Annotated in this window: 19 protein-coding genes; 1 reads left to right on the forward strand and 18 read right to left on the reverse strand. The window is 55.2% G+C overall.

Translation table 11 applies throughout. The annotated features are described in order from the left end of the window. Window positions 1-406 precede the first annotated feature (406 nt). Window positions 407-661: an RSP_7527 family protein gene (locus tag FEE96_RS04125; protein ID WP_138161754.1), complete on the forward strand. Its 255-nt coding sequence runs from the start codon at window positions 407-409 to the stop codon at window positions 659-661. Window positions 662-752: 91 nt separating this feature from the next. Here FEE96_RS04125 and FEE96_RS04130 read toward each other — a convergent pair whose 3' ends face one another. From FEE96_RS04130 to FEE96_RS04215, 18 genes are all read right to left on the reverse strand, one after another. After that, window positions 753-2,420, reverse strand: coding sequence for a ribonuclease J (locus FEE96_RS04130; RefSeq protein ID WP_138161755.1), 1,668 nt, complete (start codon window positions 2,418-2,420; stop codon window positions 753-755). Then, on the reverse strand, window positions 2,410-3,198 hold the full coding sequence (locus tag FEE96_RS04135) for a type III pantothenate kinase (protein ID WP_138161756.1): 789 nt from the start codon (window positions 3,196-3,198) through the stop codon (window positions 2,410-2,412). The genes FEE96_RS04130 and FEE96_RS04135 overlap by 11 nt, the downstream gene beginning before the upstream one ends. Before the next feature lie 15 nt (window positions 3,199-3,213). Beyond that, window positions 3,214-3,963, reverse strand: coding sequence for a biotin--[acetyl-CoA-carboxylase] ligase (locus FEE96_RS04140; protein ID WP_138161757.1), 750 nt, complete (start codon window positions 3,961-3,963; stop codon window positions 3,214-3,216). A gap of 110 nt (window positions 3,964-4,073) precedes the next feature. Next, window positions 4,074-5,513: an NADH-quinone oxidoreductase subunit NuoN gene (gene nuoN, locus FEE96_RS04145; RefSeq protein WP_138161758.1), complete on the reverse strand. Its 1,440-nt coding sequence runs from the start codon at window positions 5,511-5,513 to the stop codon at window positions 4,074-4,076. 14 nt (window positions 5,514-5,527) lie between these two features. After that, window positions 5,528-7,075 (reverse strand): NADH-quinone oxidoreductase subunit M, encoded by a 1,548-nt coding sequence (locus tag FEE96_RS04150; RefSeq protein WP_138161759.1) that lies wholly within the window; start codon window positions 7,073-7,075, stop codon window positions 5,528-5,530. Further along, window positions 7,075-9,186, reverse strand: a complete 2,112-nt coding sequence (gene nuoL / locus FEE96_RS04155; RefSeq protein ID WP_138161760.1) for an NADH-quinone oxidoreductase subunit L — start codon at window positions 9,184-9,186, stop codon at window positions 7,075-7,077. The genes FEE96_RS04150 and nuoL overlap by 1 nt, the downstream gene beginning before the upstream one ends. A gap of 6 nt (window positions 9,187-9,192) precedes the next feature. After that, entirely contained in the window at window positions 9,193-9,498 is a 306-nt protein-coding gene (gene nuoK / locus FEE96_RS04160; RefSeq protein ID WP_138161761.1) for an NADH-quinone oxidoreductase subunit NuoK, read from the reverse strand. Window positions 9,499-9,502: 4 nt separating this feature from the next. Further along, window positions 9,503-10,105, reverse strand: a complete 603-nt coding sequence (locus FEE96_RS04165) for an NADH-quinone oxidoreductase subunit J (protein ID WP_138161762.1) — start codon at window positions 10,103-10,105, stop codon at window positions 9,503-9,505. After that, window positions 10,102-10,509: a carboxymuconolactone decarboxylase family protein gene (locus FEE96_RS04170; protein WP_138161763.1), complete on the reverse strand. Its 408-nt coding sequence runs from the start codon at window positions 10,507-10,509 to the stop codon at window positions 10,102-10,104. The genes FEE96_RS04165 and FEE96_RS04170 overlap by 4 nt, the downstream gene beginning before the upstream one ends. Next, the gene (locus FEE96_RS04175) at window positions 10,506-10,724 is read right to left on the reverse strand and encodes a hypothetical protein (protein WP_138161764.1); all 219 of its coding nucleotides are present in this window, start codon (window positions 10,722-10,724) and stop codon (window positions 10,506-10,508) included. The genes FEE96_RS04170 and FEE96_RS04175 overlap by 4 nt, the downstream gene beginning before the upstream one ends. Further along, window positions 10,721-11,215: an NADH-quinone oxidoreductase subunit NuoI gene (gene nuoI / locus FEE96_RS04180; RefSeq protein WP_138161765.1), complete on the reverse strand. Its 495-nt coding sequence runs from the start codon at window positions 11,213-11,215 to the stop codon at window positions 10,721-10,723. The genes FEE96_RS04175 and nuoI overlap by 4 nt, the downstream gene beginning before the upstream one ends. A gap of 1 nt (window position 11,216) precedes the next feature. Further along, complete coding sequence (gene nuoH, locus FEE96_RS04185; protein WP_138161766.1) at window positions 11,217-12,254, reverse strand: NADH-quinone oxidoreductase subunit NuoH; 1,038 nt, start codon at window positions 12,252-12,254, stop codon at window positions 11,217-11,219. Window positions 12,255-12,260: 6 nt separating this feature from the next. Further along, window positions 12,261-12,647 (reverse strand): hypothetical protein, encoded by a 387-nt coding sequence (locus FEE96_RS04190; protein ID WP_138161767.1) that lies wholly within the window; start codon window positions 12,645-12,647, stop codon window positions 12,261-12,263. Continuing rightward, entirely contained in the window at window positions 12,644-14,662 is a 2,019-nt protein-coding gene (gene nuoG / locus FEE96_RS04195) for an NADH-quinone oxidoreductase subunit NuoG (protein WP_138161768.1), read from the reverse strand. The genes FEE96_RS04190 and nuoG overlap by 4 nt, the downstream gene beginning before the upstream one ends. 3 nt (window positions 14,663-14,665) lie before the next feature. Then, window positions 14,666-15,073 (reverse strand): DUF5333 domain-containing protein, encoded by a 408-nt coding sequence (locus FEE96_RS04200; protein WP_138161769.1) that lies wholly within the window; start codon window positions 15,071-15,073, stop codon window positions 14,666-14,668. Between the two features lie 98 nt (window positions 15,074-15,171). Next, complete coding sequence (locus tag FEE96_RS04205) at window positions 15,172-15,537, reverse strand: hypothetical protein (RefSeq protein ID WP_245227160.1); 366 nt, start codon at window positions 15,535-15,537, stop codon at window positions 15,172-15,174. A gap of 8 nt (window positions 15,538-15,545) precedes the next feature. Then, window positions 15,546-16,844: an NADH-quinone oxidoreductase subunit NuoF gene (nuoF, locus tag FEE96_RS04210; RefSeq protein ID WP_138161770.1), complete on the reverse strand. Its 1,299-nt coding sequence runs from the start codon at window positions 16,842-16,844 to the stop codon at window positions 15,546-15,548. Between the two features lie 6 nt (window positions 16,845-16,850). Continuing rightward, complete coding sequence (locus FEE96_RS04215) at window positions 16,851-17,078, reverse strand: DUF5337 domain-containing protein (protein WP_138161771.1); 228 nt, start codon at window positions 17,076-17,078, stop codon at window positions 16,851-16,853. Window positions 17,079-17,083: the final 5 nt, after the last annotated feature.

The raw sequence follows: 17,083 nt of genomic DNA on the forward strand, positions 1-17,083 counted from the left end.
GAAAGGCCGTGCTCTCAGGGGTGCGGCCCTATTTGTTGTGATGTCCCGGTGCTGTGTTGATCTAGTGTGCGGATCTTGCGGACGCCAAAACGGCTCTGCCAGTTCAGATAAGTGGCGCATATTGTTTCTGGTAGCAAAGTAAAAACAGCCATAAAGCCAGCGTTTTAGAAACACTTTGGCCCCTCCTGTTTTCACTTAAATCGCTCATGATCAACTACTTTGTTGGGACTAGAGCAGCCTTGATATTCCCTATGAGCACTTACACAGAGGTGCATGGGCAAAAGCTGTCCGGCGGAAGCAATGCCCAATCCGACAACTGGTATTCTCTCAAAGAGGCCACCATACAGTCGTCCCCTACTAGATTGTTAACGCACGTTTGCACCTGCAGCATGGCGGCAATGTCGTATTGGCCGATGTTCTCTGGGACAAATCAGCCTATCTGATGCGTAAGACAACCAAACGACTGATGACCCAGCGAGTTGATACCATGAACAAAATTGAATATCCTCAAATCTCCGCCGCCGATATCCGCAATATCGAAGCCCGTGCCCACCAGCTTCGCGCTGAGGCTATGCGTGATTTGTTTCGTGCGCTTGGACGCGCAATTGCTGCACTGCCGCGGAAAATTTCTGGACTGTTTCACCGCCCACACCACGCGTAACCAAACAAGCAACCACAACTCACTTCAAATAGAAAGCGCCCCGGTCGGAACAACCGGGGCGCTTTTATGATTCTAAGATTGCGACCTGCGCTTAGCGCATCCGGCTGACAACCACAGTGACCTCTGGCTTTTTGCCGATTTCGTTCTGCGCGCTTTGCCGGGTTAGACGCCGCAGCCCCTCTTCCAGCTTATCGTCATCACGCAGGGTCTTTTTGCCTGCCCGTTTTAGAAATTGGTTCAGATCCTTTTCCAGAACTTCAACCAGCCCTTCCTTGGAACGTCCGGTTTCTGCCAGACCTTTGACGTCACACCAAGGTTCACCCAGTGGTTCGTCTTCTTCGTCCAGAATGACTGTCACAACAACATGGCCATTCAGGGCCATACGAATTCGGTCACGAACAACGCCGTCCATAGCGCCGATTTTCACCGAACCATCCAAATAGGTGCGACCAGTGTCGATGTATTCGGCCACAACAGGGGTGTCCCCAGTCAAGTCCATCAGCATACCGTTGACCACAACAGCACTGGCCATGCCCTTGCTAAGACCCAGACGCGAGTGTTCACGCAGATGGCGGTGCTCACCGTGCATTGGGATCAGCATCTTGGGCTTCACCAGATCATGCAGCGTTTCCAGATCGGGACGGTTGGCGTGACCCGATACGTGATACACACCCGAGCTGTCATCGACCACATCCACGCCCTTTTCAGAGAGCTGGTTCATGATGCCGATCACACCTTTTTCGTTCCCCGGAATGGTCTTTGAAGAGAACAAGAACAGATCGCCTTCTTTCAACTGAAGCCCGCGATACTTGCCACGAGCCAACTGCGCCGAGGCGGCACGGCGTTCGCCCTGGCTGCCAGTAACCAGCAACATCAGGTTCTCACGAGGCATCTGGGTGGCTTCTTCCGGGCTGACCACTTTTGGAAACTGGGTCAGAACGCCGGTTTCAATAGAAGCCTCGACCATTCGCTGCATTGCACGTCCCAGCAGCACAACTGAGCGCCCTGCCCGTTCACCTGCTTCAGCCAGCGTTTTTACACGGGCTACGTTGGAGGCAAAGGTGGTCGCAACAACCATGCCTTTGGCATCTTCGACTAGCTTGGTGATCTCAGGACCCAGTTCCAGTTCAGATCGACCGGGATTGGGCGAGAACACATTGGTGCTGTCACACATCAACGCCTGAACGCCATCTTTGCTCAGTTCACTCCACACGGCGGGATCAAACGGTTCGCCAACAATCGGGGTTGGGTCTGTTTTGAAATCGCCCGAATGGAGAACACGGCCAGCAGGTGTATCAATCACCATGCCGCCGCTTTCTGGAACCGAGTGAGAGATCGGGACAACGCCGACGGTAAAGGGACCCAGTTTGGTAACTTCAGGCCATGCAGAAACAATTTGCACGGCGTCTTCGGGGTGACCGTGCTCTTTCATCTTGCGACGGGCGATGTTCGCCGTAAACGCCCTTGCATAGATTGGTACGTTCAGCTTGCTGTACATATGCGCCACACCACCAATGTGGTCTTCATGCGCGTGGGTAATAAAGATACCCTCAAGCTGGTCAGCGCGTTCCTGCAGCCAGGTCATGTCTGGCATGATCAGATCAACACCCGGAGTGCTGTCCATGTCCGGGAAGGCAACCCCCAGATCCACCAGGATCAGACGTTCTTTACCGGGCTTACCATAGCCGTAGACATAGGCATTCATGCCAATTTCGCCTGCCCCACCCAGGGGCAGATAGATCAATCGTTCAGTGCTCATATTGGAGACCGTTTTCCTTGTTGTATTTGTGGATGATCTGCAAACCATGCATGGTCAGATCGTCCTCAAAAGCGTCAAATAGTTGTGCTGTTTGCTGGAACAAAGGCGCCAGCCCGCCTGTAGATATGATTTTCATTGGTGCGCCATGCTCGGCTTTGATGCGGGAACAGATTTCGCGTACCAGACCAACGTAACCCCAGAACACGCCGGATTGCATGCAGGCCACTGTGTTGGTGCCTATTACCGACTGCGGCTTTGAAATGTCAACATGGGGTAGTGCCGCGGCCGCCTGATGCAGGGCCTCAAGACTAAGATTTACACCCGGTGCAATCACACCGCCGATATAGGCACCATCTTCGGCCACCACATCAAACGTGGTCGCTGTGCCAAAATCCACCATGATCAGGTTGCCACCGTAGTGGTCGAAGCCAGCTACAGTATTGACCAGGCGGTCGGGGCCAACGGCCGTGCCTTCATCCACACGGACTTCGACCGGTAGCAGACAATCGGATTTTCCCACCACAATTGGTCGGGTGTTATAGTAACGATCACTCAGAACCCGTAGATTGAACACCACGCGGGGCACTGTAGACGAGATGATCATATCAGTGATATCCGCCTCAATTCCCTGAAGCCGCATCAGAGTGTTCAGCCAGACAAAATACTGGTCCGCCGTCCGGCGCCAATCAGTTGCAGTACGCCAGGTTCCGATGAATTGTTCTCCATCCCAGATAGAGAAAACGGTGTTTGTATTGCCGCAGTCGACTGCCAAAAGCATCGCGCTGACCCTTACCTAGAAATAGATGTCTGCCGCAGGAATACTCACACGACCCTTGGCGGTGTTTAAGACAAGGTTACCCTCGCCGTCCACTGTCTCATATGTGCCAGTGGTCTGCGAATTTCCAGTCCTGGCGGTAATCACCTCACCCAGTTTCGCGGCTGAGCCTAGCCAGGCGTTGCGAATTGGCTCGAACCCATAAGTCACAAACTGTTGTTCATATTGGGCATAAGCCGCAGCCAGTTCGCCCAGAAACTCTTCGGGTGTGACTGCAGCACCGGTTTCGGACAACAATGACACCGGGCGCAGCGCACCGTCTTCCAGTTGTTCAACAGGCGGAACTTCGCACAGGTTGGCCCCAATTCCGATGAATAGGTTGTTGAGGTTCGTTCCCACGCCAGCACTTTCCAACAAAATCCCGGCAAGTTTGCCGCCATTGAGCAGGACATCATTTGGCCACTTCAAAGAAAACCCGGCACTCCGGCCCGTCACCGCAACACAAGCATCCAACAGTGCAAGCGAAGCTACGAAGCTCCGCAGTGCCGCCTGTGCAGGCGATCCATCTGGGCGAAGGACCAACGTGCAGGACAAATTGCCCTTCGGGTTGACCCAAGCCCGCCCACGGCGCCCGCGTGCGGCAGTCTGATGCTTTGCCAGGATCCACTCTGGTCCTGCAAGAGTGGGTGCGATCCGCGCGGCCTCGTTGAGAGTGCTGTCGACTTCATCCAAGATCCGCCGCCCATATCCATCAGGCCATTGCCGCATAACACCCTCACTCTCGCCCCATATCTAGCTTCAGACTAAGAATGGGATTTCAAACAAAGTGACGCGCCCCTCGGGGCGCGTCACAATCAACGGTCGATCTTTGGGAACACTTAGTTGACCAGCGTCGCCGCAGCTGCAGCCGCTGCACCTTCGACACCGAACATGTTGATGATACCAAGCACCATGACAGCCGCAGAGGCCATCAGAAAGCCCCAGAGAACGGGAGACGAATTGCGATCCAACTCATCGCCCTCTTCACCAAAGTACATATAGTAAACGATGCGAAGATAGTAGAATGCCCCAATCACCGAGGCGACAACCCCGGCAATCGCCAACCAGGCCAACCCAGCATCATAGGCTGCGCGCAGAACGTAGAACTTGCCAAAGAAGCCAAGCATCGGAGGTACGCCCGACAGCGAAAACAGTAGCACCAGCATCGCTAGTGCCTTGCCTGGCTCCCGACGCGAATACAGGTTCAAAGAGGCAATATCTGTGACCGGTTTGCCGTCCTTTTCCATCATCAGGATAAAGGCAAACGTACCAACGTTCATGGTGACATAGATCGCCATGTAGATCAGCATTGCCTGCACACCGAACACCGTACCTGCAGCCAGTCCCATCAACGCAAACCCCATATGGGCAATGGATGAGTAAGCCATCAGGCGTTTGATATTGGTTTGACCAATCGCTGCGACGGCGCCAAGGAACATCGAAGCGACCGACAGCAATGCGATAATTTGGCTCCAGTCACTGACAGCATTGCCAAAGGCATCATGCATCACGCGGGCAAACAGACCCATCGCAGCCATCTTAGGCGCAGTAGCAAAGAAGGCGGTCACTGGTGTTGGAGCGCCCTCATAAACATCAGGTGTCCACATATGGAAGGGAACAGCCGAAACCTTGAACGCCATACCGGAGATCAGGAACACAATACCAAACAGCAGACCAACCGATACTTCGCCATGTTGTGCCACCTGAATGATGCCCTCGAACTTGGTCGTGCCTGCAAAGCCGTAAACCAGAGATGCACCATACAGCAGCAGACCTGAAGACAAGGCCCCCAGTACAAAATACTTCAGGCCGGCCTCAGTCGACTTAACGCTGTCACGACGCATCGAAGCAACCACGTAGAGAGCAAGAGACTGTAGCTCCAGCCCCATATACAGCGACATCAGATCACCGGCCGAAACCATCATCATCATGCCAACAACACTCAGCGACACCAGCAGCGGGTACTCAAACTGCAGCATGCCACGGCGCGCCATATAGTCCTGCCCCATCACCAGTACAGCCGCTGCTGACAGCAAGATGGTGACTTTGGCGAAACGGGAGAACCCATCATCGACAAACATACCGCCAAAGGCAACGTTGTTGCCACTACCACTGCCCGCAATCCACAGCGCCAACAGCGCCATCAGACCAGCGGTGGACCAGACCAGTAGTGGCCCCATCTTATCCTTGGTGGAGTAGACAGCAAGCAGCAGCGCTATCATGGCGTAAACGGCCAGGATCAGTTCTGGCAAGATTACGTTGAGATCAGCTTGGATCATCTGCCCGGGCCCCCTTAGTGCGACACAGTCTGGGTCGCTGGGGTCAGATCCGCAGCGGCCAGTGATTGATTGAAATTGGCGACCAGCGCCTCGGTTGATGGGCCGATAATGTCTGTGACAACCGCAGGATAGACACCTAGCAGAATGGTCATCACCACCAGCGGTGCAAAGATCACCCGCTCGCGCATGGACATGTCGGTGATGGTTTTAAGACCAGCCTTGATCATATCGCCAAACACCACGCGGCGGTACAGCCACAAAGCGTAACAGGCCGAGAAGATCACGCCAGTCGTCGCAATGGCAGCAACCCAGGTATTCTTCTGAAACGCCCCCATCAAGGTCAAGAATTCGCCAACAAAACCGGACGTCCCCGGCAGGCCAACGTTGCCCATAGTGAAGAACATGAACACCAGAGCATAGGCAGGCATCCGGATCACCAGACCGCCGTAGGCGCTGATGTCACGGGTGTGCATCCGGTCATAGATCACGCCTACGATCAGGAACAAGGCCGCAGAGATGAAGCCGTGGCTCAGCATCTGAAAGATTGCACCGTCGATACCTTGTTGGTTGGCAGAGAAAATACCCATGGTGACAAAGCCCATGTGTGCGACGGATGAGTAAGCAATCAGCTTCTTCATGTCTTCCTGAACCAGCGCCACCAGTGAGGTGTAAACGATAGCGATTGCGGACATCCACAACACCAGATCAGTCATCACTTCGGATCCCACCGGGAACATTGGTAGGCTAAACCGCAGGAATCCGTAGCCGCCCATTTTCAACAAAATCGCCGCCAGAACCACCGAACCAGCTGTTGGCGCCTGAACGTGCGCATCGGGCAACCAGGTGTGAACAGGCCACATCGGCATTTTCACCGCGAATGAGGCAAAGAAAGCCAGGAACATCAGGGTCTGCATTCCGCCGACGACGTGGATGCCCAGAACATCAAAGCTGTTAGACGCAAAGGTGTGGGTCATCAGGGTTTCGATGTCCGTTGTGCCTGCATCGGCAAACATCGCAACCATCGCCACCAGCATCAGAACCGAACCGAGGAAGGTATAGAGGAAGAACTTGAAGGATGCATAGATCCGGTTCGCCCCCCCCCAGATACCAATGATCAGGAACATCGGGATCAGACCTGCTTCGAAGAACAAGTAGAACAGGACAAGGTCCAGCGCCATAAAGACGCCCAGCATCAGGGTTTCCAGCAGCAGGAATGCAATCATGTATTCCTTGACGCGCGATGTAACATTCCAGCTGGCCAGAATGGTCAGCGGCATCACAAAGGTGGTCAGCATCACAAACAGAACCGAAATCCCGTCTACGCCCATTTTGTATTTCAGGCCGATCAACCATTCGGCTTCTTCGACAAACTGAAAGCCAGTGTTGGCCGGATCAAATTCGAAATAGATCCCCAGGCTCACCAGGAAGGTGATCGAAGTTGCAAACAGCGCCACATATTTGGCGTTACGCTGTGCTGCCTCATCCTCGCCCCGCAGGAACAGGGCCAGAATGGCCGCCGCCACTGCAGGGATAAAGGTGACAATAGACAGTATGTTGTCCATCAGTGGGCTCCTCCGCCGATCGACATCCAGGTGACAAGGGCTGCGATGCCCAGCACCATCCAGAAGGCATAAGTAAAGATGAAACCCGTTTGTGCGCGTCCGGCCAGACGGGTGAAGAAGGGAACCACGCCCATGGCAACACCGTTCAGGAAGCCGTCGATGGTACCACCATCACCACGTTTCCACAGGAAGCGGCCAATTGCCAAAGCAGGTTTAACGAAGATCACATTGTACAACTCGTCAAAGTACCACTTGTTCTTGAAGAACAGGTACAGTGGTTTTTGCGCTGTCGCCAAACGACCGGGCAGCGACGGGTTGATGATGTAGAACCAGATTGCCATCAGCAGACCACCCAGCATGGCGACGAAAGGTGAAACCTTTACCCAGACCGGAGCGGCATGCGCATCGTCCAGCACGGTGTTGTCCTTGCCAAAGTAGAGGCCACCTTCGCCGGGCTTGCCAGCAAACACATAGTGGTGCTCGCCTTCGGCTGCGACTTCGCCGTGTCCGTCATCAGCAGCAGGTTCACCGTGACCAGTGTCTTCGCCGTGATCCGAGGTTTCCCCATGTGCCGAAGCTTCGGCAACCGGGATACCGTAGAATTTGCCGACCTGATCAGCGTGGCCAAAGAACGACCCGTACCACAGCATACCAGCCAAAACCGCACCAACAGACAGAACGCCCAGCGGGATCAGCATTGTAATCGGGCTTTCATGAGCGTGATCATGGGTGTGCTTGTCGCCGCGTGCCTTACCAAAGAAGGTCAGGAACATCAGGCGCCACGAGTAGAACGAGGTCATCGCAGCGGCCACGACCAGCAGCCAGAAGCCATAACCGGAACCACCCGCATAGGCGCTCTCAATAATTGCATCCTTGGACAGGAAGCCAGCGAAGCCGATGTGTGTCAGCGGGATACCTACGCCAGTGATGGCCAGTGTACCGATCATCATCGACCAATAGGTGAATGGGATTTTTTTACGTAGACCACCGTATTCGGTCATTTCCTGTTCGTGGTGCATCGCGTTGATGACGGAGCCAGCACCAAGGAACAACAGCGCCTTAAAGAAGGCGTGTGTCAGCAGGTGGAACATCGCGGCCGAATACATGCCAACACCGGCAGCTACAAACATATAGCCCAGCTGCGAACAGGTTGAATAAGCGATGACGCGTTTGATGTCAGTCTGAACCAGACCCACAGTCGCAGCAAAGAAGGCTGTCGAGGCACCAACTACAGTGACAAACGCCATGGCCTCCGGAGCGAACTCCATCAGCGGCGACATGCGACAGACGAGGAAGACACCAGCGGTCACCATGGTCGCGGCGTGGATCAGCGCCGACACGGGTGTCGGACCTTCCATCGCGTCAGGCAGCCATGTGTGCAGGAACAACTGTGCCGACTTGCCCATCGCACCTACAAACAGAAGGAAGGCCAACAAGTTTGCTGCGTTCCACTCGGTCCACAAGAATGTGAGCTGCGTTTCAGCCAGCTTAGGCGCTGCAGCAAACACATCGTTGAAGTTGATGCTATCGGTCAGGAAGAACAGACCAAAAATACCCAGCGCAAAGCCAAAGTCACCAACCCTGTTGACGACGAACGCTTTGATCGCGGCAGCGTTTGCTGTTGGCTTGCGGTAGTAGAAGCCGATCAGCAGGTACGAGGCAACGCCTACGCCTTCCCAGCCAAAGAACATCTGAACCAGATTGTCGGATGTCACCAGCATCAGCATGGCGAAGGTAAAGAACGACAGATAAGCAAAGAAGCGCGGCTTGTAGCTTTCGCCTTCTTTCCACTGCGGGTCTTTGTCCATGTAGCCAAACGAGTACAGGTGAACCAGCGAGGACACCGTGGTGATCACAATCAGCATGATGGTGGTCAGTCGATCCAGACGGATGCCCCAGGATGTCGACAGCGAGCCGCTTTCAATCCAGCGCAGCACTTCGATGTGCTGGGTGACACCGTCAAAGGTCAGGAACGAGATCCATGACAGGAAAGCTGACAGGAACAGCATACCAGTTGCTGTCCACATCGCGGCCTTCTCGCCGATGTACTTGTAGCCAAACCCGCAGAGGATGGCCCCAACGAGCGGGGCAAAGAGAAGAATGGTTTCCATGATGTCTTAGCCCTTCATCACGCTGATGTCTTCGACATCGATTGTTCCACGGTTGCGGAAGAAGCAGACCAGGATCGCAAGACCAATGGCAGCCTCAGCAGCGGCCACGGTCAGAACGAACAGGGTAAACACCTGCCCGACCAGATCACCCAGGAAGCTGGAGAACGCCACCAAGTTGATGTTCACTGCCAGCAGCATCAATTCGATGCTCATCAGCAGGATGATCACGTTCTTGCGGTTCAGAAAGAGCCCGAAGATGCCGATGACGAACAGGGTCGCCGCGACGGTGAGATAATGTTCGATACCAATCATTGACTTACAGCCCCTGCCCCGGTTTCACGTCTTTCAATTCCATTGCCTCGGCCGGATCGCGGAACATCTGAGCCAGGATATCCTGACGTTTGACGTCCTTGCGGTGGCGTAGGGTCAGCACAATTGCGCCGATCATGGCAACCAGCAGGATCAGGCCTGCTAGCTGGAACAGAAGGAAATATTGATCATAAAGGATAAGGCCCAGAGCCTCGGTGTTGTGGTGTTCTGTGGTAATCGGATTGGCCATCAGCTCAGCCGCACCATGTGCACTTTCCCAAGCACCGTAAGCCATGACCAGCTGCATCAGAATGACCAAGCCGATCAGCAGTGCCAGCGGCATGAACTTGGCCATCTCGGCTTTCAGCTCGGCGAAATCCACATCCAGCATCATCACCACAAACAGGAACAGCACCATGACTGCGCCCACGTAGACGATCACCAGCAACATGGCGACAAACTCGGCACCTAGCAAAACAAACAACCCTGCCGATGACAGGAAAGCCAGGATCAGCCACAGCACCGAATGCACCGGCTGGCGGCTGATCACAGTGAACAGCCCGCCGGTGATGGCGCTTATGGCGAAGAGGTAAAAGGCAAACACGCTCATGACTCATCGTCCCCTTGTACGTCCAGGACCTCTTGCACTGTTTCCAGCGCCTTGGTCGTGGCCGGAATGCCGGCAAATACCGACATCTGTCCGATCGTTTCCACGATCTCTTGTTTCTTGGCACCAGCCTCGATGGCGTGGCGCACAGTTTGGCGCAAAGCAGTGTCTGCCTGCGCCCCTTGGCATGTCAGACCGGCCAGTGTCAGCAACAGCCGGGTCTTGGCGTCCAGCCCATCCGGGTTAGCGGATTTACCGAACATCATTTCCATCGCCTCTTTCGGCATGGTGGGCCAGAGCGCCTCAAACCCCTTGGCAGAGACATCTTCAAGCGCTGGGTTCAGCGCCTTTGCCATCTCTTGGGCCTGGGCCAGCATGGCCTCAAATGGGTTCTTGTTATCGCTCATGGAAACCCTCTCCCAATGCAGGTGACTGAAACGAGTTCCTGCTCTTCAAAGCCGTAATACGTGAGTGAAAGCGGGCAGGTACCAATCAATGACATCTCAGGGAACCCGGCAGTTGCATACCGATATAGCCCTGCGATATGCGAGCCAAATGCAATCCAGACCGCCGCCGCAGCAACGCTCATGATGGATATTGCTATTTGAATGCGGCGGCTCATCGGTACGGTGCATCCAGTTCCAGATTGCGGGCAATCTCAGCTTCCCAACGTTCACCGTTTTCCAACAGCTTTTCCTTGTCATAGAACAGCTCTTCGCGGGTTTCGGTTGAGAATTCGAAGTTCGGGCCTTCGACAATCGCATCCACCGGGCAGGCTTCCTGGCAGAAACCGCAGTAGATGCATTTGGTCATGTCGAGGTCATAACGTGTGGTGCGGCGGCTGCCATCTTCGCGGGGTTCCGCATCGATGGTGATCGCCTGCGCCGGGCAAACCGCTTCGCACAGTTTACAGGCAATGCAGCGTTCTTCGCCGTTGGGATACCGACGCAGCGCGTGCTCACCCCGGAAACGTGGACTCAGAGGCCCCTTTTCGTGCGGGTAGTTCAGGGTCGCCTTGGGGGCAAAGAAGTATTTGAACCCCAGTTTGAAGCCAACCCAGAAATCCTGCAGCAGGAAGTATTTGGCAGCGCGGGTGTAATCGATCTGAGTCATATCAGCCTCCTACCGTGTAGCGGACAAACAGCCCACCGAACCAAGCGAATTTTGTAGCAAAGGCCACGAAGACTACCCATGCCAGCGAGAACGGCAAGAAGACTTTCCAACCCAGACGCATCAGCTGGTCATAGCGGTAGCGTGGAGTGATGGCCTTGACCATGGCGATCAGGAAGAAGAAGAACGCCATCTTTCCAACCATCCACAGCACGCCGTCGGGCAGACCTGGAATTGGCGACAGCCAGCCACCGAAGAATAGCAACGACATCAGCGCGCACATCAGGAAAATTGCGATGTATTCACCGGCCATGAACAGCAGGAACATAGTGGCCGAGTATTCCACCTGATAACCGGCAACCAGTTCGCTCTCCGCTTCGGGAAGGTCAAACGGTGGGCGGTTTGTTTCAGCCAGCGCCGAGATGAAGAACAAGAACACCATTGGGAAGTGCGGCAGCCAGTACCAGTTGAACAGGCCCAGATCACCATCCTGTGCGCGAACAATGTCACCAAAGTTCAGCGAGCCAGTCGAGATGATCACACCGATGATGATCAGACCGATGGAAACCTCGTACGAAATCATCTGCGCAGCGGAACGCAGCGAGCCCAGGAATGGGTATTTCGAGTTCGACGCCCAACCACCCATGATGACGCCGTACACCTCGAGCGAAGAAACGGCGAAGACATAGAGAACGGCGACGTTCAGGTCACTAAGGACCCAGCCATCGTTGAAGGGGATCACCGCCCAGGCGATCATTGACAGCACAAAGCTGGTCAAAGGCGCCAGAATGAACACGGCACGGTCAGCCCCCGCCGGGATCACGATTTCCTTGACGATGTATTTCAGCGCGTCAGCCACCGACTGCAGCAAGCCAAAGACCCCCACAACGTTGGGACCACGGCGCATCTGCACCGCCGCCCAGATTTTCCGGTCGCCGTACACAAGGAACAACAGAGAGATCATGACAAATGCGACAACTGCCAGCACCTGCGCCAATATCAGAACAAAGGTTCCGAATGGGGTGTTTAAGAATTCAGCCATTGGTCCTCACACCGTGGGTATTCCGTTTGCCTCACAGTCCGCGACCACGACTTCTGCGTCGATGGTGCGCAAACCGCGCGGTAGGGAGGGCGAGATGGTGTAGACAGCATCAGCCGCCCAAACGCCACCCTCTTGGTTCAAATTTGTGCGCAAATGTCGTGCAAATCCGTATCCCCGGATCAGCGCGTATTGCGCGGCAGCGCATTCAGCATAGTTATCAACATCCTCACCCCTGCGGGCTCCGGTCATTGAGACGTGGAACTGCACCAAATCGCCTTCAAGCAGGCTGGTTTTCACGCCCTGATAGTCAGGCTTGAAATCCGCAGCCTGATCGGCTGACGTAGGCGTACACCCAGCCAGCAGAAAAGGGGATATGAGTGCAGCTCGGATCATTCTGCAGCGATTTTTTCATTGCCGCGTGCCTTGGCGTTGGCAGAAAGCTCAGCCATCAATTCCGACGCGCGGGCAATTGGGTTGGTCAGGTAGAAGTCTTTGATCACAGTCAGGAACGCGGCCTTGCCCAGTTTGCCCAATTCAAGAGCTTCACCTTCGTTAACCGGCACCTCGTCGATCTTGGCAAGATGTGGAACCTCGGCAACCAACGCACTGCGCAGCTGCGCCAGAGAGTCAAACTGCAGGGTAGCATCCAGTTCAGCACTCAATGCGCGCAGGATCGCCCAGTTCTCTTTGGCCTCACCCGGAGCAAACCCGGCACGCATTGCCAGCTGCGGGCGACCTTCGGTGTTTACAAACAGGCCGTTCTCTTCGGTATAGGCAGCACCCGGCAGAACGATGTCAGCACGGTGCGCACCGCGATCACCATGCGAGCCCTGATAGATCACAAAGGCACCCGCATCGATTTCAACTTCGTCCGCGCCGAGGTTGTAAATCACCTCAGCACCCTCAAGAGCCGCTTCCATGCCACCCAATGTGGTTGCGCCGATATCCATTGCGCCAACACGTGATGCCGCGGTGTGCAGAACCAGCAATTTGGATTCGGTGAGCTCAGCAAACTTCTGCGCGTGAGCCAGAACAGCAAGACCATCAGCCTCACGCAGTGCGCCCTGACCGACGATAACCAAAGTATCCTTGCCCAAGGCACCTTTGGTCTCACCCTTCAGCAGCGCATCCAACGCGCTACGGTCGGTACCCAAGTGGGCGTATTCATATGTCAGGTCAACCGGCTGACCGATCAAGCCGATGTTTGCGCCATTGCTCCAGGCTGTACGGATGCGGGCGTTCAGAACCGGAGATTCATTGCGCGGATCAGTACCGATCAGCATGATCGCCTTGGCGTTGTCGATGTCTTCGATTGATGCAGTGCCAACATAAGCGGCGCGGTTGTCCAGCGGTAGGCGTACGTTGTCAGTACGGCATTCAACCTTGCCACCCAGACCGGTCACCAGTTGCTTCAGCGCATAAGCCGCTTCGACAGGAACCAGATCACCAATCAAACCGGTAACCTTTTTGCCTTTCATCGCCTCGGCAGCTTTACTCAGGGCTTCCCCCCAGTTGGAGGGGCGCAGCTTGCCATTTTCTCGCACATAGGGGCGATCCAGGCGCTGACGGCGCAGACCATCCCAGACAAACCGTGTCTTGTCCGAAATCCACTCTTCGTTCACGCCATCGTTGTTGCGTGGCAGGATGCGTTTCACTTCGCGGCCTTTGGTATCAACACGAATGTTGCTGCCCAAGGCGTCCATTACGTCGATGGTCTCAGTCTTGGTCAGTTCCCACGGACGCGCGGTAAAGGCGTAAGGCTTGGAGGTCAGCGCGCCAACTGGACACAGATCAATGATGTTGCCCTGCATGTTGCTATCCAGCGTCTGGTTCAGATAGCTGGTGATCTCAGCATCTTCACCACGGCCGGTTTGGCCCATCTGCGTGATGCCTGCCACTTCGGAGGTAAAGCGCACACAGCGGGTGCAGCTGATGCAGCGGGTCATTGTGGTGGCAACCAGCGGACCAAGATCCAGATCATCAACCGAGCGCTTGGCTTCTTTAAACCGGCTTCCCGACAGGCCATATGCCATCGCCTGGTCCTGCAAATCACACTCGCCGCCCTGATCGCAGATTGGGCAATCCAACGGGTGGTTGATCAGCATGAATTCCATCACGCCTTCGCGGGCTTTTTTGACCATGGGCGAGTTGGTTTTTACAACTGGTGCCTGACCTTCGGGACCGGGGCGCAGATCGCGCACCTGCATCGCGCAAGACGCAGCGGGTTTGGGCGGGCCACCCACAACTTCGACCAGACACATGCGGCAATTGCCCGCAATAGTCAGGCGTTCGTGATAACAGAAACGAGGGATCTCGACCCCGGCCTCTTCACAGGCCTGGATCAGGGTCATTGCCCCATCCACTTCGATCTCTGTACCGTCAATGTTGATCTTGCGCAGGTCAGACATGGTCTATTTCGCCCTCAGTAGCGCGCCAATCGCGCTGGATTTCTCAATTTCCGCATGCCCAAACACACAGAAGGTTTCAGGGGAGCCGTAGTCAACGCCATTGGCCTTGAGAAACCGCTCACCCTTGTTGCGCATACGCGCTTTTTCAACGTCCGACTCCACGTAGGCGCGGATCTCGGAATCTGAATATCCCAGTTTGTTAGCATAGGACCGCAGGTCCCAAGCCATCCCCAGCGCTTTCATGCGGCGGGATTTAATACTGCCACACTTTTCGCTGACCTCATGGGCAACGGCTGCGGCAAATATGATGTTTTCTACCTGCGGCACATCCCGAAGGCTTGGTTTGGCAGATGCCACACCGGGAAAGGTTGCGACACAAATGGCGATAGCGACAGATAAGGCACGAGTCATAGCTTTCTCCTGATACTTGGAGATCCCATCGCACGCACTGGTGCGGCCGCTATTCAATAGCAGTGTGCCCGTAAGGCCTTGATATGCCGCAAATCCGCTCACGGATCACAGGTTCCGTGGAACACAGCTGTCCCATCTACCAAACGCAATTGGGCGTCAGGGTTTCGAGGCTCCACGTCCCATTGGATGTTCGATGTGCCATACCCTGCTTCCGACAGGCAATAAGTGACACCCGCGTGTTCGGCTGCCAACCGCGCGCCGTCCAGCGACAAGCCAGCATCCTTAACTTCGACAACAAAATTTGCGCGCGAGACTTTCTTATCAACCGCCTTTGTTTTGACGCTAAATGGCACTCCATCATAGACGGGGCGCTTGCTCTTTGCCTTTTCACAGGCCGAAAGGGCAACAGCACCAAGCAGCAGCACTACAGGCAAAACAATTTTGCCAGAAAACTGATATTTCATAGCCCTGCTCACTCCGCCGCCATCGCGCCCATGCGGCCGGTCTTGTTGGCTTTGATGCGGTCTTCAATCTCTTCGCGGAAATTGCGGATCAGGCCCTGTATTGGCCATGCAGCCGCATCACCCAGTGCGCAGATCGTGTGGCCTTCGACCTGTTTGGTCACGTCCCATAGCATGTCGATCTCTTCGATCTCGGCCTCGCCTTTGACCAGACGGTCCATCACGCGCATCATCCAGCCGGTGCCTTCACGACACGGGGTACACTGGCCGCAGCTTTCGTGTTTGTAGAACTTGGCCAGACGCCAGATCGCTTTGATGATGTCGGTCTGCTTGTCCATAACGATCACCGCCGCAGTCCCCAGACCCGAGCCCAGATCGTTGCGCAGATAATCAAAGTCCATAATCGCGTCGCGCATGTTTTCACCGCGTACACAAGGAACCGAAGAGCCACCGGGGATAACGGCCAGCAGATTGTCCCAACCGCCCTTGATACCGCCACAGTGCTTGTCGATCAGCTCTTCGAACGAGATCGACATCGCCTCTTCGACAACGCAGGGATTATTAACGTGGCCAGAGATACCAAACAATTTGGTTCCGACGTTATTTGGGCGACCAAAGGAACTGAACCACTCGGGTCCGCGTCGCAGAATAGTTGGCACAACAGCGATAGATTCAACGTTGTTCACAGTCGATGGGCAGCCATACAGACCAGCACCAGCCGGGAACGGTGGCTTCATCCGGGGCATGCCCTTTTTGCCTTCAAGGCTTTCGATCAGTGCCGTTTCTTCACCGCAGATATAGGCCCCTGCCCCGTGGTGCAGGAACAGATCAAAGTCCCAGCCAGAGTTGGCAGCGTTCTTACCCAGCAGACCAGCGTCGTACGCTTCATCAATGGCGTTTTGCAGAGCTTCTTTTTCGCGGATGTATTCGCCGCGAATGTAGATGTAGCAGGTGTGGGCATTCATCGCGAAAGACGCAATCAGCGCACCTTCGATCAGCGTGTGCGGATCGTGGCGCATGATTTCGCGGTCTTTACAGGTGCCGGGCTCGGATTCATCAGCGTTGATGACCAGATAAGCAGGACGACCGTCGCTTTCTTTTGGCATGAACGACCACTTCAGGCCGGTGGGGAAACCCGCACCGCCCCGACCACGCAGGCCAGAGTCTTTCATCGACTGCACGATCCAGTCACGCCCTTTGGCAAGGATTGCAGCGGTGCCATCCCAATGGCCCCGTGCCTGCGCACCTTTCAGCGTGCGATCATGCATACCGTAGAGGTTGGTAAAGATCCGGTCCTGGTCCTTCAGCATGTCTGCCTACCTTTGACTATCCTGGCGCATGCGCCAGAGTTGAATAATGTTGACCACTGCATAAATCAGACCCGCCAGCGCGGCGAGATCGAACAGCAAAGCAAAGCGCCCCGGCAGTCCCAGAACGGGGCCGCCAACGAGAGACAAAACAATCCACGCAACCATCGTTCCGGCTATCACCAGAGAGATGTGGCGCCCCTTACGGGCAATGGCTTGGTCTTGTTCCTTGCTCATGTGGT

Source organism: Parasedimentitalea maritima, assembly GCF_005771405.1.
GTDB lineage: Bacteria > Pseudomonadota > Alphaproteobacteria > Rhodobacterales > Rhodobacteraceae > Parasedimentitalea > Parasedimentitalea maritima.

Coding starts and splice junctions, on each gene's coding strand:
- FEE96_RS04130 (WP_138161755.1), bottom strand. CDS start 2,420: ATGAGCACTGAACGATTGATCTATCTGCCCCTGGGTGGGGCAGGCGAA.
- FEE96_RS04135 (WP_138161756.1), bottom strand. CDS start 3,198: ATGCTTTTGGCAGTCGACTGCGGCAATACAAACACCGTTTTCTCTATC.
- FEE96_RS04140 (WP_138161757.1), bottom strand. CDS start 3,963: ATGCGGCAATGGCCTGATGGATATGGGCGGCGGATCTTGGATGAAGTC.
- nuoN (WP_138161758.1), bottom strand. CDS start 5,513: ATGATCCAAGCTGATCTCAACGTAATCTTGCCAGAACTGATCCTGGCC.
- FEE96_RS04150 (WP_138161759.1), bottom strand. CDS start 7,075: ATGGACAACATACTGTCTATTGTCACCTTTATCCCTGCAGTGGCGGCG.
- nuoL (WP_138161760.1), bottom strand. CDS start 9,186: ATGGAAACCATTCTTCTCTTTGCCCCGCTCGTTGGGGCCATCCTCTGC.
- nuoK (WP_138161761.1), bottom strand. CDS start 9,498: ATGATTGGTATCGAACATTATCTCACCGTCGCGGCGACCCTGTTCGTC.
- FEE96_RS04165 (WP_138161762.1), bottom strand. CDS start 10,105: ATGAGCGTGTTTGCCTTTTACCTCTTCGCCATAAGCGCCATCACCGGC.
- FEE96_RS04170 (WP_138161763.1), bottom strand. CDS start 10,509: ATGAGCGATAACAAGAACCCATTTGAGGCCATGCTGGCCCAGGCCCAA.
- FEE96_RS04175 (WP_138161764.1), bottom strand. CDS start 10,724: ATGAGCCGCCGCATTCAAATAGCAATATCCATCATGAGCGTTGCTGCG.
- nuoI (WP_138161765.1), bottom strand. CDS start 11,215: ATGACTCAGATCGATTACACCCGCGCTGCCAAATACTTCCTGCTGCAG.
- nuoH (WP_138161766.1), bottom strand. CDS start 12,254: ATGGCTGAATTCTTAAACACCCCATTCGGAACCTTTGTTCTGATATTG.
- FEE96_RS04190 (WP_138161767.1), bottom strand. CDS start 12,647: ATGATCCGAGCTGCACTCATATCCCCTTTTCTGCTGGCTGGGTGTACG.
- nuoG (WP_138161768.1), bottom strand. CDS start 14,662: ATGTCTGACCTGCGCAAGATCAACATTGACGGTACAGAGATCGAAGTG.
- FEE96_RS04200 (WP_138161769.1), bottom strand. CDS start 15,073: ATGACTCGTGCCTTATCTGTCGCTATCGCCATTTGTGTCGCAACCTTT.
- FEE96_RS04205 (WP_245227160.1), bottom strand. CDS start 15,537: ATGAAATATCAGTTTTCTGGCAAAATTGTTTTGCCTGTAGTGCTGCTG.
- nuoF (WP_138161770.1), bottom strand. CDS start 16,844: ATGCTGAAGGACCAGGACCGGATCTTTACCAACCTCTACGGTATGCAT.
- FEE96_RS04215 (WP_138161771.1), bottom strand. CDS start 17,078: ATGAGCAAGGAACAAGACCAAGCCATTGCCCGTAAGGGGCGCCACATC.